Origin of the sequence: Streptomyces sp. NBC_01320 (assembly GCF_035974375.1) — a bacterium.
GTDB lineage: Bacteria > Actinomycetota > Actinomycetes > Streptomycetales > Streptomycetaceae > Streptomyces > Streptomyces yanii.
In genome coordinates, this window is the sequence record NZ_CP108390.1 from 3567409 (window position 1) to 3584668 (window position 17260).

Annotated in this window: 10 protein-coding genes; 3 read left to right on the forward strand and 7 right to left on the reverse strand. The window is 69.8% G+C overall.

Going from position 1 to position 17260, the window contains the following annotated elements:
- The first annotated feature begins 21 nt into the window (after positions 1–21).
- The 3 genes from OG395_RS16360 to OG395_RS16370 all read left to right on the forward strand — a co-directional run bounded on the left by OG395_RS16360 (position 22) and on the right by OG395_RS16370 (position 2745).
- Positions 22–900, forward strand: coding sequence for a haloalkane dehalogenase (locus OG395_RS16360; RefSeq protein WP_327243608.1), 879 nt, complete (start codon positions 22–24; stop codon positions 898–900).
- 203 nt (positions 901–1103) lie between these two features.
- Positions 1104–2438 carry an MFS transporter gene (locus tag OG395_RS16365; RefSeq protein WP_327243609.1) on the forward strand — a complete coding sequence of 445 codons (1335 nt, stop codon included), beginning with the start codon at positions 1104–1106 and terminating at the stop codon, positions 2436–2438.
- A gap of 61 nt (positions 2439–2499) precedes the next feature.
- Positions 2500–2745 carry an acetyl-CoA synthetase gene (locus OG395_RS16370; protein WP_327243610.1) on the forward strand — a complete coding sequence of 82 codons (246 nt, stop codon included), beginning with the start codon at positions 2500–2502 and terminating at the stop codon, positions 2743–2745.
- Positions 2746–2796: 51 nt separating this feature from the next.
- Here OG395_RS16370 and OG395_RS16375 read toward each other — a convergent pair whose 3' ends face one another.
- The 7 genes from OG395_RS16375 to pucD all read right to left on the reverse strand — a co-directional run bounded on the left by OG395_RS16375 (position 2797) and on the right by pucD (position 17259).
- A complete protein-coding gene (locus OG395_RS16375; protein ID WP_327243611.1) occupies positions 2797–5448 on the reverse strand; it encodes a glycosyl hydrolase in 2652 nt (883 codons plus the stop codon).
- A gap of 329 nt (positions 5449–5777) precedes the next feature.
- Positions 5778–6152 carry a hypothetical protein gene (locus tag OG395_RS16380; RefSeq protein ID WP_327243612.1) on the reverse strand — a complete coding sequence of 125 codons (375 nt, stop codon included), beginning with the start codon at positions 6150–6152 and terminating at the stop codon, positions 5778–5780.
- Positions 6153–6154: 2 nt separating this feature from the next.
- A complete protein-coding gene (locus OG395_RS16385; protein WP_327243613.1) occupies positions 6155–7234 on the reverse strand; it encodes a protein kinase family protein in 1080 nt (359 codons plus the stop codon).
- Positions 7235–7468: 234 nt separating this feature from the next.
- Complete coding sequence (locus tag OG395_RS16390) at positions 7469–11224, reverse strand: S8 family peptidase (protein ID WP_327243614.1); 3756 nt, start codon at positions 11222–11224, stop codon at positions 7469–7471.
- A gap of 682 nt (positions 11225–11906) precedes the next feature.
- Positions 11907–13058 (reverse strand): XdhC/CoxI family protein, encoded by a 1152-nt coding sequence (locus OG395_RS16395; RefSeq protein ID WP_327243615.1) that lies wholly within the window; start codon positions 13056–13058, stop codon positions 11907–11909.
- Positions 13059–13096: 38 nt separating this feature from the next.
- Entirely contained in the window at positions 13097–14563 is a 1467-nt protein-coding gene (locus tag OG395_RS16400; protein ID WP_327243616.1) for an NCS2 family permease, read from the reverse strand.
- Between the two features lie 311 nt (positions 14564–14874).
- On the reverse strand, positions 14875–17259 hold the full coding sequence (pucD, locus tag OG395_RS16405; RefSeq protein WP_327243617.1) for a xanthine dehydrogenase subunit D: 2385 nt from the start codon (positions 17257–17259) through the stop codon (positions 14875–14877).
- Between the last annotated feature and the right edge of the window lies 1 nt (position 17260).

The following is a 17260-nucleotide window of genomic DNA, read 5'->3' on the forward strand; positions in this document are numbered from 1 at the left end:
GAAATGTGAAGGTGGCCGACCGTGCCGACCCTGAATGTCCTCGACTCGACGGTGCACTACGAAGAGACAGGCAATCCGACCGGAATCCCCTTCGTCTTCCTCCACGGCAACCCGGCCTCCTCCCATCTCTGGCGCAATATCCTGCCCCGGATCGGCGCGCCCGCCCGGCTGCTCGCCCCCGACCTCATCGGCATGGGCCGCTCGGGCAAGCCCGACATCCCGTACGGATTCGCCGATCACGCCCGGTATCTCGACGCCTGGTTCGACGCCCTCGGGCTCGACCGCGCCGTACTGGTCGGCATCGACTGGGGAGGCGCGCTCGCCTTCGACCGGGCGGCCCGTCACCCGGGCCGGACCCGCGGACTCGCGTTCATGGAGACGATCGTGCGGCCGATGTCCTGGGCCGAGTTCCCGGCCGCAGCGCGGTCCCGCTTCGAGGCGTTCCGTACGCCCGGGGTCGGCGAGTCACTGGTGCTCGAACAGAACGTCTTCATCGAGCAGGCCTTCGGCCGAACCGTGCTGACCGCACTGAGCGACGAGGACCTGGCGGTGTACCGCGCGCCGTACCCGACCCCCGGGAGCCGACGCCCGCTGCTGGAGTGGTCGCGGGCGATGCCGCTCGACGGCGCGCCGTCCGATGTGGTCGCCCGCATCAAGGAGTACGACGACTGGCTGGCACGGAGCACCGACGTACCGAAGCTGCTGCTGACCTTCGACACCTCACCGACGCTGATGATCGGGGAGGAGATGGCGGCGTGGTGCGCGGCGAACATCGCGAGCCTGGAGACCGTGCACTGCGGTCCGGCCGGTCACCTGGCACCGGAGGACCAGCCGGAGGCGATCGCCATGGCACTCACCGCGTGGGCGGAGCGGAACGGGTTCGGTGCGAACGCCGGGTGAGCCGGCGCGACGGCCGTGGGGCCGCCGGGCGTCGGCCGAGCCATGTGCCGCTCGCCGGCCTCCTGCTAGATTTGCGCGCATGTTCCTCCTCTGTGCGTAGGACCCCGCACTGACCGCGCCCGTCACGCCGGGCGCGGCGCTCCGGTGTCCCGTTAAGCACACAGCGCGACAGGTCCGCGCTGCCTTCCCGAGGAACGATCCTCATGCCTTCGCCTTCGCCCACGCCCTCTCGCGCTCCCTCGTACGCAACGGTCCTGCGCACCCGTCATGCCTCCCGCACCTTCGGTGCCGCGCTGCTGGGACGACTGTCGTACGGGATGGTCTCCCTCTCCCTGATGCTGGCGGTCAAGGGCTCCACCGGTTCGTACTCCGTGGCAGGCGCCGTCATGGCCCTGTTCGGGGCGACGAGCGTCGTCCTCTCCCCCGCCCGTGCCGCGCTGATCGACCGGTACGGGCCACGGCACGCACTGCCGCCCATGGCCATCGCGTATGCGCTGCTCCTCTCCATCCTGGCCCACGTCACCTGGCGGCCCGGTGCGTCGGGGTTCTTGCTGGGGGCGTTGGCCGTGATCGCCGGCGCCTGCGCACCACCGCTGGGGCCCGTGATGCGGACCCTGTGGAGCAGCCTCATGCCCGACCGGGAGCTGCTCCAGCGCGCCTACAGCCTGGACGGCGTGGCCGAGGAACTCCTCTTCGTCACCGGGCCGTTGCTGGTGGGTCTGCTGGTGAAGTTCACCGAACCCGCGGCCGGCGTGGCGGTCAGTGCCGCGCTGGTGCTGGTCGGAGCGTCGGCCCTGGTGGCCTCTCCTGCCGTACACGGTACGGTCGTCCGCGCTCCGGCGACGAAGCCACTGCCTGCGGCACCGTCCGGCAAACGACTGCCCGGCCTGGCCGGGTTGCGGCACGCGGTGGCGGTGGCGGCCGGGGTGGGGCTGTGCCTGGGGGCGCTGGATCTGCTGGCTGTGGCCTTCACCGACCGGCAGGACCAGGATGCGGCCGCCGCCTGGGTGCTGGCGGCGCTCTCCGCGGGGAGCGCGGTCGGCGGTCTGGCCTACGGCGCCGTCTCGTGGCGCGCGTCGAGTCGGCTGCGACTGGCGGCACTTGCCGTCGCCCTGGGGCTGTCCCTGCTCGCGGCCGGGCTGTCGCCGAACCTGTACGTGCTGGTCGGCACGGTCGCCGTCGCCGGACTGTTCGTCGCCCCGGCCCTGACCACGGCGTATCTGATCGCGGACGAGTCCGTCGGCGCGGGCAGCCGTACGCAGGCCGGCGCATGGGTCAACACCGCCGTCAATGCCGGGTCCTCGGGCGGAACAGCCGTGGTCGGTCTGGTGTTGGGGCATCTGCCGCTCGCGGCGTGTTTTGCCCTGGCCGCGGCCCCGGTGCTGCTCTGCGCGGCGTTCACGGTCGATGGGACGGGCGAATTGGTCCGGAGGTGGCGGGACGCGTTGCTGGGCCGGGTGGTTGGCGGTCGCCGGTGTGATCGTGCTGACGGCGTGCAGTGGGTCGGCGGGCGGCGGCGCGGCAGGTACCTCCGGTAGCCCCGTCGGACCTGTCGACAGGTGGGCCGGCGAGCAGGGGCCCAGGACGGTGGTGGCCCTGGTGCTGCGGCCGCGTATGGACGACTGGCGGCGGACGATTGTGCACAGCTCCGCGCCCGTTCTCGTGCCGGCTTCGGGGTGGCGGGTCGACGCGGACGGTACCGGCCAAGCGTCGCCGTGGTGCGCCGGGGTGTGGGCGGGTGCGGCCACAGTCACCGTGCTGGCGAAGGCGCCGGACGTGGCGGGCGCGGCATGGGCGGCCTTCACGTTGAGGATCAGCGTGGTGCCGTACCCGAAGGAGGGGTGACCCCGGAGTCCGAAGCCGGATCCGGGTTCCCCCCTCCTGATGGTGTGTGGCTCAGCTGAGGTTGCGTATGCCGATGGTGTAGATGCCACGGCCGTGGGTGGCCGCGTAGAGGGTCTTGCCGTTCGGGCTGAGCCTCAGCTGAAGCACGGCGACCGCCGGGAGGGAGCCGACGCGCTGCCACGTCGTACGGCCCGGCGCCCGGTAGACGACACCGAGGTCCGTGCCGACGGCAAGGCCACCGCCCGGTGTGACGACCGCGGAGTCCGCCGGCACATCGGGGAGGTTCGCCGAGATGTCCCTCCAGGTGGTGCCGCCGTCGGTGGACTCGAAGACATGGCCGACGCCGGCGCCGGGCCCTTCGGTCCACTGCCGGGAGAAGCCGTTGACGGTGAGGTAGACGTGGTCAGCGTTCTTGGGGTCGATGGCGAAACTGCTGAGGTAGCGGTTGGGCACCGTGCCGGCCGTGCCCTTGGCCGGGAGGACGATGTCCTGCCAGCCGGTGCCGTCCGCGTTGCCGACGGCGATGCCGCGGGTGAAGCCCTGGTTATTGCAGGGGCCGCACCAGGCCGCGTACACCTTGCCACCCGAGGCGGCAACGGCGGTGGCGGTGTGGCCGGCACCGAGATCGTGGACACTGGTCCACTCGTCGCCGCTGCGGATGGCGTAGCCGTGGGTCTGCACCCACACGTGCCGGCCACCCGCGATCCAGGTCGAGCTGTTCTTCGCGTCCGCGGCGAGCGGGGCGATGAAGCGGGCCTCCCCGGTGGCGTTGTCGGCCGGGGCGACGGAGTACGAGGTGATCTTGCTGGAATCGTTGACCCAGGAGCCGTCGTTGACCGTGCAGTTCTGCGTCACCTGGATCGCGAGGTAGACGTACTCCTCAGCGATGTTGCAGCCGTTGGCCGGGTCGGTGAGGGTGTCGCCGCCGTCACCGCCGAAGTTGGATCCCATCACCGTGTCGTTGCTGCGCAGGACCGACTGGCCGTTGTCCTGCAGGCCGCCAGTCACGGAGACGCCGCCATGGGCCAGGTCCTTGCCGATGCCGACCGAGAAGTACTGGAGGGTGTCGATGGTCCCGTCGTTGAGCGAGATCCAGTCGGTGGCGTGGCCCTCGGCGTCCTGTTTGCCGTTGACGGGCCGCTTGTAGGCGCCGCCGTCGTTGCCCACGTACACAAAGCTCTTGCCGTGGTAGCTGCCGATCGCGACGCCGTGCTGGTCGGAGTGGGTGGTCTGGTTGCAGTCACCCGTCTGCTTGGTGGGGTCGATGCTCCAGCAGGAGAAGCCGAAGTTCCAGTACGGGCCGACGGTCGACCAGCTACTGCCGCCGTCCTTCGTCTCGTAGACCTCCTCCAGGCCCGTGTACACATGCTCGGCGTCGGCCGGATCGACGGTCAGGAACTGGTTGTACCAGGCCTGGACCCCGGGCATGTAGCCGCTCGAAGTCAGCGCCGAGCCGTCGGCGGCGAGACCCCTGTAGTCGGCGATCTTCGTCCAGGGACCGGTAGGAGAACCGGACTTGGATACGTAGATACCCTCCAGGCCGCTGTCCGGGTTGGTGTTCAGCTGCTCCGGCGACTGGTCGATCGCGTAGTAGCGCGAGCCGTCGGCGGAGCGGGCGAAGGTGACGTTGCCGACGTTGTCCGCGTCGGACGGCAGATCGCCCAGACCGCTGGTGATCCGCGTCCAGGTGCCGTTCACCTTGGTGTAGAAGCCGTTGTAGTCGTCACCGCTGCGCCAGCCGACCGCCAGGACCACCTTCGAGGGGTCCTTGGGGTCGATCGCGATGTCGTTGGCGATGTTCTTGTACGCGGCGGCGGGGTCACCCGCCAGCGAACCACCCGGCAGATAGTCGGGGTTGGGTGCGAACTCCAGCTTCCAAGCGCCGCCGAGCTTCTTCGTGGAGTGGCTCCACACACCCCTGCTGGTCGCCGCCCACACCTTGCCGCCGCCGAAGCGCAGCTCGTGGACGGTGGTGCTCTCCAACTCGTCGCCGCCGACCCGGCTGCGGGAGAAGAAGGTGCCGTGGTGCGGGTTCGACAGGACGTAGACGCCGCTGCCGAGGTAGGCGTCCGCGTTGGTGCTCGCCTCGCCGGTGCCCAGCCACAGCCGGCCCCCGCCGTCCAGCGCGAGCGCCCCGGTGGACTGCGCCGGCAGCTTGTCGCTGATCGGCTTCCAGTGCCCGCCGCCGCTCCGGGACCGCCATACCCCGCCGCCCGCGCTGCCCGCGTAGACGTAACCGTGGTCGTCGGCGGCCATCGCCGCCAGGCGGCCGGTCACATAGCCCGAACCACCACTGGAGTTGGAGTCGTAGTCGCGGTAGCGCGAGTCGTCGGAGTTGTACGGCAGATCGGTGACGTTGCGCCAACTGCCACCGGTACTCGACAGGTTGTTCAGGCTGCTCCAGGCGGCGCCGTACGCGCCCGGCGCGACGACGCCGGGTGAGGTCCGGGCCTCGGCGTACTGGTCGGCGCCCTCGGCGATCTCGTCGGCCTCATTGCCGCCATCGGCGTCCTCCGCCTTCACCTTGGAGGTGATTCCACCCACCGACTGCGCGCGCCCGGCGGCGAGTTGCGCGAGTGCACGGGCCCCGAAGGGGCTGCTGTCCCCGCCGGACGCGGCGCCTGCGGGTATCGCGACGAGTGCGGCGGATGCGGTGATGGCGCAGATCGTGAGCCATCGTCTTTTACGTGTTGGTGCTGACACCAGGGCCTCCCAAACGGGCGTTGATACAGCCGTCGCAGGAGACCCGATCACGAGCGGGACGAGACGTCCGGCGCTTGGAAAGTCTTTGACCAGAACCTGCCACTACGCGCGTCAGAGGCCGACTGGCTCATCGCACCGTCACCATCTGAGAGCCTGTCGGGTGACCTTCGATCGGATAGCGGACGCGGTCTGGTGCGTGCGATTCCAAGGCGGCGGGATGTCCTCGGACGGTGTCTCCCCTGCTCGAGCGAAGCTGAGAGCTCGGGGAAGGAGCTACTAGGACATTTCGGCAACGCGGGAAGCGTGCGTGCCAGGGCGTGGCCGCCCGATCAGAGGTCACCCGACAGGCTCTGAGCCGGCACCGGGGTGTGCGAGAGGTGTGCGGCTCGGTCGAAGGAGCGGCGCTGGATGCGTCGATCCCCTCGGCAATGTCCTCGATCGGGTATCCGGCGTCCTGGAGCACGCGCACGGTGGTCTCCAGAGAGCACGCCCGCGTTGTAGTCCTGGACGACGTCAGCGGGGGTGGCGGTGCGGTCGATGGGGGCGTATGGGCCCCACATGGGCATGGCGGGCAGGGACTCGCCGGCGGGCCACACCTGCCCGGCCCGGTGGAGGCGCTGGACCATGCGCAGCAGCAGCACGTACGCGTGGTCGCGGGCCGGCCGCATGGAGCACACGAGCGCGTCGAGGGGGCCGAGGGCCATCCTCACGGTCGGCGGCGGCCGCCGGTGAGGTCCCCCGCCCGGAGACACGCTTCGAGTTCGTCCGCCGGATAGGGCACCGTCTTGCTCCCGCCCATCATGCGCTGACGGAACCCACGCAGTAGGAGGGCCGTCGGCGCGTGCCGGGTGAGGAGGTCTGACAGGGGGCCGGTGGTGTCCCTGGGCCGGATGCCCTCGGCCCAGTCGCGGACGAAATCGGTGTCGTCCTGAGTCCCGCGGAGTCGTTCCGCGAGGTGGTACCAGACCATCTGGGCGGCCACCTGCGCCCGGTCGTAGCTCCGGTGCCGATCGAGGAAGCCCACTTCCTGCGGCGCGAGTTCGAAGCGGTCACTGAGGGCCAGACCGAAGTCGGCGAAGTACAGCTGCCGACCGTCCGTCAGGATGTTGCCGAAGTGGGCGTCGAAGTGGACAAGACCGCGGGCCCGCATGAAATCCGCGGTGTCCGCGAGTTCCGCGTCCACGCGGAGGGACTCGGCGGGGTCGTCCTGGTCGACCAGCCAGGTGCCGAGGGTCTGCGGGACGTACTCCAGAAACAGGACTATTCCGGCCGTGGAGTCGCGGATGGCCTCCAGTCGGTTGCGTACGGCCGGTGAGCCGTCCCAGTGGTCGACCGCGTCCTCCAGTCCACCGAAGTCGTCGAACGCATGAGATCCGGCTGGAGATTTGGACAACACCCGCCAGTGGTACATCAGCGGGAAGGCGGGACTATCGCCGCCGAGCACCCAGTTGGTGGTCATGGTGTGCACGGCGAGTTCGCGCCACGCCCCGAACCCGGACGATCCCAGGCCGTACTGATAGAAGGTCGGCAGCCCGAAGAGGTTCGCCGTGGACCGGACGTTCTCCGGCCGCAACTCCAACGCGGTCAACGGGACCCGCTTGACGAACGTCTTCACCCCGTCGACGTCCAGCACGGCCGTGGTGCCCCCGATTCCCGTGCCGGTCGGGACCGCCCCGGCGACCAGCCGGTCGAGCCGTTCGTCGCTGAGGAGGGAGAGGCGCGTCGATACGGTGGTGTAAGAGGCCAGCCGGGTCGACAGGTCCCGGAGGACGGATGTTTCGGACACGGGCTGCGCGGCTTCTCGGAACGTCACCTGGCCCATCCAACCCCATGGTCCCGACGGCACCTGACTGCCGGCTGCCGCCAGTACGACGGGCACACCGGCCCCCTGCCGGTGAGGTGCCCGAAGGCATGGGAAGAGATGGCTCCACACCCCTGTCGGGGAGTGCGGAGCCACCTCGTGGAAGCCCTGCCGAGCAGTCTCAGGAGGTGCTGTCAGCAGGTCGGGCCGGGCAGCAGGTCACTTCAGACCGAACGCCCGGATGATCTCCTGGTCGATGCCGAGCCCGTTCCCGTCCTCGGCGTGCGCCTTGAGGGAGACGAAGCCCCCGGCCTTCTTGGGCGTCTTGAACGTCGCGGTCCAGTTGCCCTCGGAGGTCCTGCGCAGCTCCGTCGCACTCCACGTCCTGCCGTCGTCGTAACTGACCGACAGCGACGCCTTCTTGGCCTTCACCGCGCCGTCGAGCCACTCCTGCGTGCCGGAGGAGAGACCGACCTCGGTCAACTTGCCGGCCTCGACGTCACCGGCGAGGTCGGTGTCGACCTTGTAGTCCAGCTGAAGCAGCGGGAGGTCGGCCTGCCAGGGACCGTTCTGGTCCATCTGGCCCGAGACGAAGTTCCACTCGGTGTGCGTGCGGGTGGATGTCTTCCACACGTCGCCGTCGCGGGTGGAGTCGAGGACGAAGCGGTACGGCAGCTTCTCCGGCGACACGTCCCAGGCGAATCCGGCCCGGCCTGCGACCTTCTTGATCAATGTGTCGCCCTGGTAGAAGCCGGTGGTGGTGGTGTCGTACTCGTCCTCGGGCATGGCGCCCGAGTGGCCCGCACCCGAGTCCGTCCACGGGGTGAAGTTGAACTGTATGTCGTTGTAGACGGAACGGAACGGACCCCAGTAGCCGGTGCCCAGACGCGGGCGGCTGATCGGCGCGAACCACTGGGCGGGGTAGGTGCGACCCGCCGTGTAGTCCATGTCGCCGCTGCGCATCTCGTGCGCGAAGCCGGTCTCCGTGGCGTTGAAGACCGAGTGGTCCTCGTACCAGAAGGAGGCGCCCGGAAGCGGGGTGACCCACTCGTCGCGGGTGCCGGGGAACTTCTCGTACTCCGTGAAGCCGATGCCGAAACCGTAGTCCGGAATGTCGTAGCGGTAGCCCCCGCCGAGCACGGCCTTGTGGCCGTAGAAGGTGTTCTCCACCTTCGCCAGCTGGGAGGTCGTCGGGGCGAACGCGAGCGAGCGGTCCGGGACGGTGCCGTTGTGGCGGTCGACCAGGTCGTACAGGTACCGGGCGAACCTGCGCTGGGTCATGGTGAGCTTCTCGCCCCGCGTGGCCGCCTTGATCAGGGACTCGCCGGCCAGCTGCTGGACCGAGGCGACCGGGATGGTGGTCGTGGTGCCGTACTCGGTGTACCACTCCATCGCCACACCGCGACCCTCGTTGACGACGAAGAGCGCCTTGGCGCCCGCGGCAAGCGCGTGGGTGAGCCGCTCGGCCGCGGAGACCGCTTCGCTGCGGCGGACCACGACGGCCTTGCCCTTGACGTCCAGGCCCCGGTAGTCGGCCTCGGCACCGTTGCCCGCGAAGACACCGGTCAGGTCCTGGCTGCTGTCCTCGGCCACGGGCGAACCGCCCTGCACGACGACCGGCACATCACGGCCGTCGACCGACAGGTCGACCTGCTTCTCGCCCTGACGCCAGCGGGTCAGGAAACTGAAGCTGCCCTGGGTGACCTTCTTGGTGGGGCTTGCCCACAGCTGGTCGTACGTCAGCGGGATCTGGTACGCGTCGCGCTGGACGATGCCGTTCGGTGCGGTGCGTGCCATGTCGTACCGCAGCTGCCGGGTCTCGGTCTCCTTCGGCGTCTTCACGCTGACCTTGTGGGCCTTGGAGGCGTCGAGAGTGATCGTGGTCGGCTTGTCGAGGATCGTCTCGGGGGCCGCGAGGAAGGCGATGGCCTTCGAGTCGGCGCGGTCACCGGCGATGTCGGCGGCCGACCAGGCGGTGTAGTTGCCCGGGGGCAGCCGCAGCGTGGTGTCACCGGACACCGCGACGACGTTCAGGTTCTCGTCACCCAGCAGGCCGAGGACGACGTAGCCGTCCATCGGCTCGCCCGCGCGGTCACGGAGCTTGAGCGTGAGGTCGTAGAGCTCCTGCTCCTTGTTCAGGGCGAAGCCGGTGTGGGCGACGGTCGTACCCGCCGCGTCCTTGGCGATGACCTGACCGGAGAACGTGGTGTTGCTCGGAACCTTCGCCGGGTCCAGCGAGAGGACGGCGTCGGCGGTGGAACCGGCCGGGACGGTCAGTTCGGACGTGGAGAGCGTGTACGCGGCCGAGTCCGTGTCGGTGGCCAGCTTCAGCGTGACGTCCTCGGTACCGGTGTTGCGGTACGTGATCTTCCGCTCGGCGACCGGGTCGGAGGCGCTGTGCGGCCAGTCGTACGAGGCGACCGGGACGGAACCGGTGGCCTCGATCGTCGTGTCGATCGCCGCCTTCACGTCGAGCCGGCCGGTGCCCTGCTCGTACGGGGTGTAGTCGGGCAGCCGCTTCGACGAGGTCATCAGCGCGTCCTTGATGCGCTGACCGGACCAGTCGGGGTGACGCTGCTTCAGGATCGCCGCGGCCCCCGCGACGTGCGGGGTCGCCATCGAGGTACCGGACATCTGCTGGTACATGCCGCTGATGCCGGGGACCGCCTGCGAGGCGGCGGCGTTGATGTTCACTCCGGGGGCGGACAGATCGGGCTTCAGCCCGTACGACCGGGTCAGCGGACCCATGGAGGAGAAAGCCGCGCGAGCGTCCTGCTTGTCGACGGCGGCGACGGTGAGCGCCTTGTCGGCAGAGCCGGGCGAACCGATGGTGCCCGCACCGTACGCGTTGCCGGCGGCGATCACGAACAGCGGACCGCCGTCCGCCGAGAGGGTGTCGACCGCTTGCGACATCGGATCGGTGCCGTCGTCCGGGATGCTGGAGCCGAGGCTCATGGAGACGACGTCGGCGCCTTCGGCCTTCGCCCACTCCATGGCGGCGATGATCCCGGAGTCCTCACCGGAGCCCTCGTTGCCGAGAACCTTGCCGATGATCAGGTCCGCACCCGGGGCCACCCCCTTGTTGACGCCGTCCGACGCGGCGCCGGAGCCCGCGATGGTGGAGGCGACGTGGGTGCCGTGGCCATTCTTGTCGAGGACTTCCTGGCCGGGCACGAAGCTCTTGGACTCGAGGATGCGGTCCTTGACGTCCGGGTGGGTCGGGTCGATGCCGGTGTCGAGTACGGCGACCTTGGTGCCCTTGCCGTCGTACCCCTCGGCCCAGGCCTGTGGGGCGTTCACCTGCGGAACCGAGTCCTTCAGCGAGGCCTCGACACGGCCGTCGAGCCACAGCTTGGCAATGCCGTTGTCCAGCGACCGGGCGGTGGGCGTACGCGCGATGTCGTTCCAGAAGGAGCGAGTGGTGTCCTTGTCGGCCTTCAGCGCCACACCGTGGATGCTGTCGAGCCGGCGGACCGTCTCGGCACCGCGGGGCGTGGCGGGCAGCGAACGGGCCTTGCTCGCCGGGTAGGTGGCGATCAGCGGGATGCCGCCGGTCTTCTTGTCGTCGTAGCCCATCGTGGCGAGGGTCGAGACACTGAACAGCCGGCGGTCCAGCTTCCCGGCGGCGATGAGCGCGTTCGCCTCGTCGGGCAGCACGTAGATGTCGTCGCCGGCCTGCTGTACATGCACACCGCCGACCGCTCCGTCGGGTCGGTCCACGGTGACGGTGTCCTGCTTGCCGACGCCATCGGTGTAGTGGACGACATCACCGGTGACCAGGGTGATGTCGTACTGGTGGACGGGGGTCCGGGAGTGGCCGGCGGGCTCGGGTGCGGCCTGGGCTGCCGATGCGGAACCTGCCGCGGGCAGCAGGGCGCCACTCACGAGAGCGACCGAGGTCGCTATGAGCAAGGCCCTGCGTCCCGCACGCGCGGGTCTCGCCCGGCCGGAAGCGGAGGAGGCTGTGAATGTCATGGGGTTGATCTACCGGCACATTCGCACCCACGTCTGCGTCTATTTCTGGCGGGATGCCGCCGTGGCGGCATCCCGCCCTTCCAGGAATTCCGGTGGAGATCCCCAACTAACCACTGTTTTCCGCACTTTGACCCGGCCAGGCGTCCGGCGGACCGTGCTCACATGCCGGCTTCGCGCCACGTTCCGGTGAGCCCGCACTCCCGGCCTTCGGATTCCCCGAGGTGGGGCTCGATCGCCGCCCGCGTCGCCGCGATGTCGTTCCCTCGGAACGAACTCGCGAAAAGGCCGCGGAACTCGTGGACGACGAGCAGCAGATGCGCGCTTTCCCCAGCGGACGGAGCCGGGTTCCGCCGCGGGGTCCACGAGACGGTGCCGTGTCCCGAAGGGTGAGGTCGGCGCCGGCGCGCGGCGTCAGCATTTGCCGCTGCGTCGGGGGCAGAGTGACCAGGCCCTGGGCGGCGTCCCGTGCGAGCGACCGGTGTTCTTCGCAGTGTTCGGCGGGCGGTTGCCGTTCCCGGGGCATGCCGTCGAGGGCGAGTACCGCCCGAACGCACCGGGTGCCCGGTGGTTGCGCACGGGTCGGTCCACGGTCCGGGGACTCGGCTCCGCTCCATCGGTCCATTTCCAGCTTCTTTTCTCGCTCCTGTGACGGAGCGGGGGCCGCAAACGTTCGGGCGGCGGGTCAGGCCACCGAGGAGATGCGGCCCGCCGCCGGCCGCCCGCCCTCGTGGTGGATCGGGGTGTGTGCGCCGGTGAGCGGTACGCCGCTGCCGCCGCGCCGGTCGGCGACGATCTCGGCGGCGATGGAGAGCGCGGTCTCCTCGGGGGTGCGTGCTCCGAGGTCGAGGCCGATCGGCGAGTGCAGCCGGGCCAGTTCGAGTTCGGTGACGCCGACCGCGCGCAGCCGGTCGTTGCGTTCCAGATGGGTGCGGCGCGAACCCATCGCTCCGATGTACGCGACCGGGAGCTTCAACGCCATTTCCAGCAGCGGAACATCGAACTTGGCGTCATGGGTGAGCACGCAGAGCACGGTGCGCGCGTCGACGGCCGTCGCCGCGAGGTAGCGGTGCGGCCAGTCGACGACGATCTCGTCGGCGTCGGGGAAGCGGGCCGCTGTGGCGAAGACGGGGCGGGCGTCGCACACGGTGACGTGGTAGCCGAGGAATGTGCCGGCCCTGACCAGGGCGGCGGCGAAGTCGATGGCCCCGAAGACGATCATCCTGGGCGGCGGGACGCTCGATTCGACGAGCAGGGCGAGGGGACGGCCGCAGCGTGAGCCCTCCGCGCCGATGGTCACGGGGCCGGTGCGGCCCGCGTCCAGCATGGCGCGGGCCTCGGCCGCGGCGGTGCGGTCCAGCTCCGGATGTCCGCCGAGCCCACCCTCGTACGAACCGTCGGGGTGGACGAGTTGGGGGCGGCCGAGGAGTTCGGCGGGGCCGTCTGTGATCCGTACCACCGCCGCCGCCCGCCCTGCCGCCGCGGCGGCGAGCGCGGCGGCGAACACCGGGCGTGCGGGATCGTCCGCACGGACCGGTGTCACCAGGATGTCGATGATGCCACCGCAGGTCAGACCGACCGCGAAGGCGTCCTCGTCGCTGTATCCGAACTGCTCCCGTACGGTGATGCCGTCATCGAGGGCCTGTTGGCACAACTCGTACACCGCACCCTCCACACACCCGCCGGAGACCGAACCGATCGCGTTGCCGTCGCGGTCGACGGCGAGGGCGGCTCCCGGCTGTCGGGGCGCGCTCCCGCCGACCGCCACGACCGTGGCGACGGCGAACTCGCGTCCCTGCCCGACCCACCGGTGAAGCTCTTCGGCGATGTCCAGCATGGCGTGTCTCCTTTGGCGAGGTGTGGAGGGGCGGGGGGTCAGTTGACGCCCAGCCAGTTCTCGATCGGGTGCAGGGCGAAGTAGATGACGAAGATCACCGTGAGCCCCCACATGAAGCCGCCGATCTCCCGGGCCCTGCCCTGGGCCGCCTTGATGGCCACGTAGGAGATGACACCGGCTGCGACACCGGTGGTGATGGTGTAGGTGAAGGGCATCAGGACCACGGTCAGGAAGACCGGGATCGCGACGGCGCGATCGCTCCAGTCCACATGACGGGCGTTCTGCATCATCATCGCTCCGATGACGACCAGGGCGGCGGAAGCCACCTCGGCGGGCACGATCGCGGTGAGCGGGGTGAAGAAGAGACAGGCCGCGAAGAAGAGTCCGGTGACGACGGAGGCTAGGCCGGTGCGGGCACCTTCGCCGACGCCGGTCGCCGACTCGACGAACACGGTCTGACCGGAGCCTCCGGCGACGCCGCCGATCGCACCGCCTGCGCCGTCGATGAACAGCGCCTTGGACAGGCCGGGCATCCGGCCCTTGTCGTCGGCGAGCCCGGCCTCCGTGCCGACGCCGATGATGGTGGCCATCGCGTCGAAGAAGCCGGCCAGCACGAGGGTGAAGACGATGAAGCCGACAGTCATCGCGCCGACGTCGCCCCAGCCGCCGAAATCGACGTTTCCGAAGAGCGAGAAGTCCGGCGAGGAGACCGCGCTGCCCTTGAGCTCCGGCGCACCGCTGTACCAGGCCTTGGAGTCGATGTCGCCGACCGTGTTGATGACCATGGCGATCAGGGTGCCGACGACGATGCCGATGAGGATCGCGCCGGGGATGTTGCGCGCCTGCAGCATGAAGATCAGCAGCAGGGTCACGCAGAAGATCAGCACCGGCCAGCCGGCCAGTTCACCGGTCAGGCCGAGGGAGACGGGACCGCCGCCGGGAGCCGGGTTCTCGTGCACGAATCCGGCCTTGACGAGGCCGATCAGGGCGATGAACAGGCCGATGCCCATCGTGATGCCGTGCTTCAGCGCGAGCGGGATCGCATTCATGATCAGCTCACGCAGACCGGTGACCACCAGGAGGCAGATCACCAGGCCGTACATCACGCACATGCCCATGGCCTGCGGCCAGGTCATTTCGGGCGCGACCTGCGACGAGAGAACGCCGGAGACACTGAGCCCGGCCGCGAGCGCGAGGGGCACCTTGCCGACGAAGCCCATCAGCAGGGTGGTCGCGGCCGCGGCGAGCGCCGTGGCGGTGATCAGTCCCGGCCGACTGAGCAGATGTCCTTCGACGTCCTTGCCGCCGAGGATGAGCGGGTTGAGCAGGAGGATGTACGCCATGGCCATGAAGGTCGTGACGCCGCCGCGCACTTCGCGCGCGACCGTGGATCCACGCTCGGATATGTGAAAGTACCGGTCGAGCCAGGATCTGCCGGCGGGGATGCGCGAGCCGGGGCCCGCCTCCTCCGCGGTGGTCCTGGGCTCCACTGACTGCTGGGTCATGATGCCTGACTCCCAAGGTTCACAGGGGCACCCGCGATGGAGACTCGTGATGCGGGATTTGGGATGACTGCTTGGCTGCACGACCCGGGGGACGGCCCGAGACGAACTGTTGATGCAAGTGGATGTGCGGGTACTGCGGGTGTTTCCGGCCGAGCGGTACCGCGGATGCGGTACCGCGGATGCGGTACCGCTCGGTGGGGTCGCGGACCGCGAGCGGTGCGGTACGCGAGGTCTCCGGGTGGCGCGGGCGGCGGACGTGTGACGTACCTGGGAGGCACGCACCGCCCGGAGAGTTCCGCGGGAGCTGTCGGTCAGGTACCGGTGAGGTGCTCGGGGCGCACCGGCGTCCTGTTCAGCTCCAGACCCGTCGCGTTCCGGATCGCCGCGAGGACGGCCGGGGTCGACGACAGGGTCGGGGCCTCGCCGATGCCACGGAGCCCGTACGGGGCGTGGTCGTCGGCGAGTTCGAGCACATCGACGGGGATGGTCGGCGTGTCGAGGATGGTGGGGATCAGGTAGTCCGTGAAGGACGGGTTGCGCACCTTCGCGGTCTTCGGGTCGACGATGATCTCCTCCATGACGGCGACACCCAGTCCCTGGGTGGTGCCGCCCTGGATCTGTCCTTCGACGGACAGCGGGTTGAGGGCCTTGCCGACGTCCTGGGCGCAGGCCAGTTCGATGACCTTGACCAGGCCGAGTTCGGTGTCGACCTCGACGACCGCGCGGTGCGCGGCGAAGGAGTACTGGACGTGGCCGTTGCCCTGGCCGGTGCGCAGGTCGAACGCCTCGGTGGGCCGGTGGCGCCACTCCAGCTCGATGTCGACCGCCTCGTCCTCCAGTACGTCGGCCAGATCGGCCAGCACCTCGCCGCCGTCGGTGACGACCTTGCCGTCCTCGAGGAGCAGCTCGGCGGTGGCCCAGGCGGGGTGGTACGTACCGAACTTGCGGCGGCCGATCTCCAGGACCTTCTCGCGGACGGCCTCGCAGGAGTGCTTCACGGCGCCACCGGTGACGTATGTCTGCCGGGAGGCCGAGGTGGATCCGGCCGAGCCGACCTGGGTGTCGGCCGGGTGGATGGTGACCTGGGCGACGCCGAGTTCGGTGCGGGCGATCTGGGCGTGGACGGTGACGCCGCCCTGCCCGACCTCCGCCATCGCGGTGTGCACGGTGACGACCGGTTCGCCGCCGACGATCTCCATGCGGACCCGGGCGGTCGAGTAGTCGTCGAAGCCCTCGGAGAAGCCGACGTTCTTGAGGCCGACCGCGTAGCCGATGCCGCGTACGACGCCTTCGCCGTGGGTGGTGTTGGACAGACCTCCGGGCAGGGCCCGCACGTCGGCCTCCTCGCCGGCGACCTCCCACTGGCGCTCGGGCGGCAGCGGCCGGGCCTTGACCCGGCGCAGCAGCTCGGCGACCGGGGCCGGTGAGTCGACGACCTGCCCGGTCGGCAGGAGGGTGCCCTGCTCCATGGCGTTGAGCTGCCTGAACTCGACGGGATCCATACCCAGTTCGGCGGCGAGCTTGTCCATCTGCGCCTCGTACGCGAAGCACGCCTGGACCGCGCCGAAGCCGCGCATGGCGCCGCACGGTGGGTTGTTGGTGTAGAGCGCGATCGCTTCGATGTCGACGTCGTCGATGACGTACGGGCCGACGGAGAGCGAGGAGGCGTTGCCGACGACGGCCGGGGAGGCGGAGGCGTAGGCGCCGCCGTCCAGCACGATGCGGCACTTCATGTGGGTGAGTTTGCCGTCGCGGGTCGCACCGTGCTCGTACCAGAGCTTCGCGGGGTGGCGGTGGACGTGTCCGAAGAAGGACTCGAACCGGTTGTAGACGATCTTGACCGGCTTGCCGGTACGGAGCGCCAGCAGGCAGGCGTGGATCTGCATCGACAGGTCCTCGCGGCCGCCGAAGGCGCCGCCGACGCCGGAGAGCGTCATGCGGACCTTGTCCTCGGGCAGGCCGAGGACGGGGGCGATCTGGCGGAGGTCGGAGTGCAGCCACTGCGTGGCGACGTACAGATCGACACCGCCGTCCTCGGCGGGGACCGCCAGGCCGGACTCGGGGCCGAGGAAGGCCTGGTCCTGCATGCCGAAGACGTACTCGCCCCTGACGATCACATCGGCACGGGCCGCGGCGGCGTCCGCGTCACCGCGCACGATGGGCTGGCGGTGGACGATGTTCGGGTGCGGGACGTGCCCGGCGTGGTGGTCGCTCCGGCCCTCGTGGACGAGGATCGCGTCGGGTGCGGTGGCGGAGGCCTCGTCGGTGATGACGGGCAGCTCGCGGTAATCGATCCTGATCTTCGCGGCGGCGCGGCGGGCCGTCTCCGGGTGGTCGGCGGCGACGAGCGCCACCGGTTCGCCGTGGTGACGGACCTTGCCGTGGGCGAGAACGGGAGTGTCCTGGATCTCCAGGCCGTAGTTCTTCACCGAGGTCGGCAGGTCGTCGTAGGTGAGCACGGCATGGACGCCGGAGGTGGCGAGCGCCTCGGAGGTGTCGATCGAGACGATCTCGGCGTGCGCGACCGTGGAGCGCAGCGTGTGGCCCCAGAGCATGTCCTCGTGCCACATGTCCGAGGAGTACGCGAACTCGCCGGTGACCTTCAGGATGCCGTCGGGGCGGAGCGTGGACTCGCCGATGCCGCCCCTGGTGCGGGTGCCCTGGTGAATGTTGGTGGGGGAGCCGGTAACGCCCATC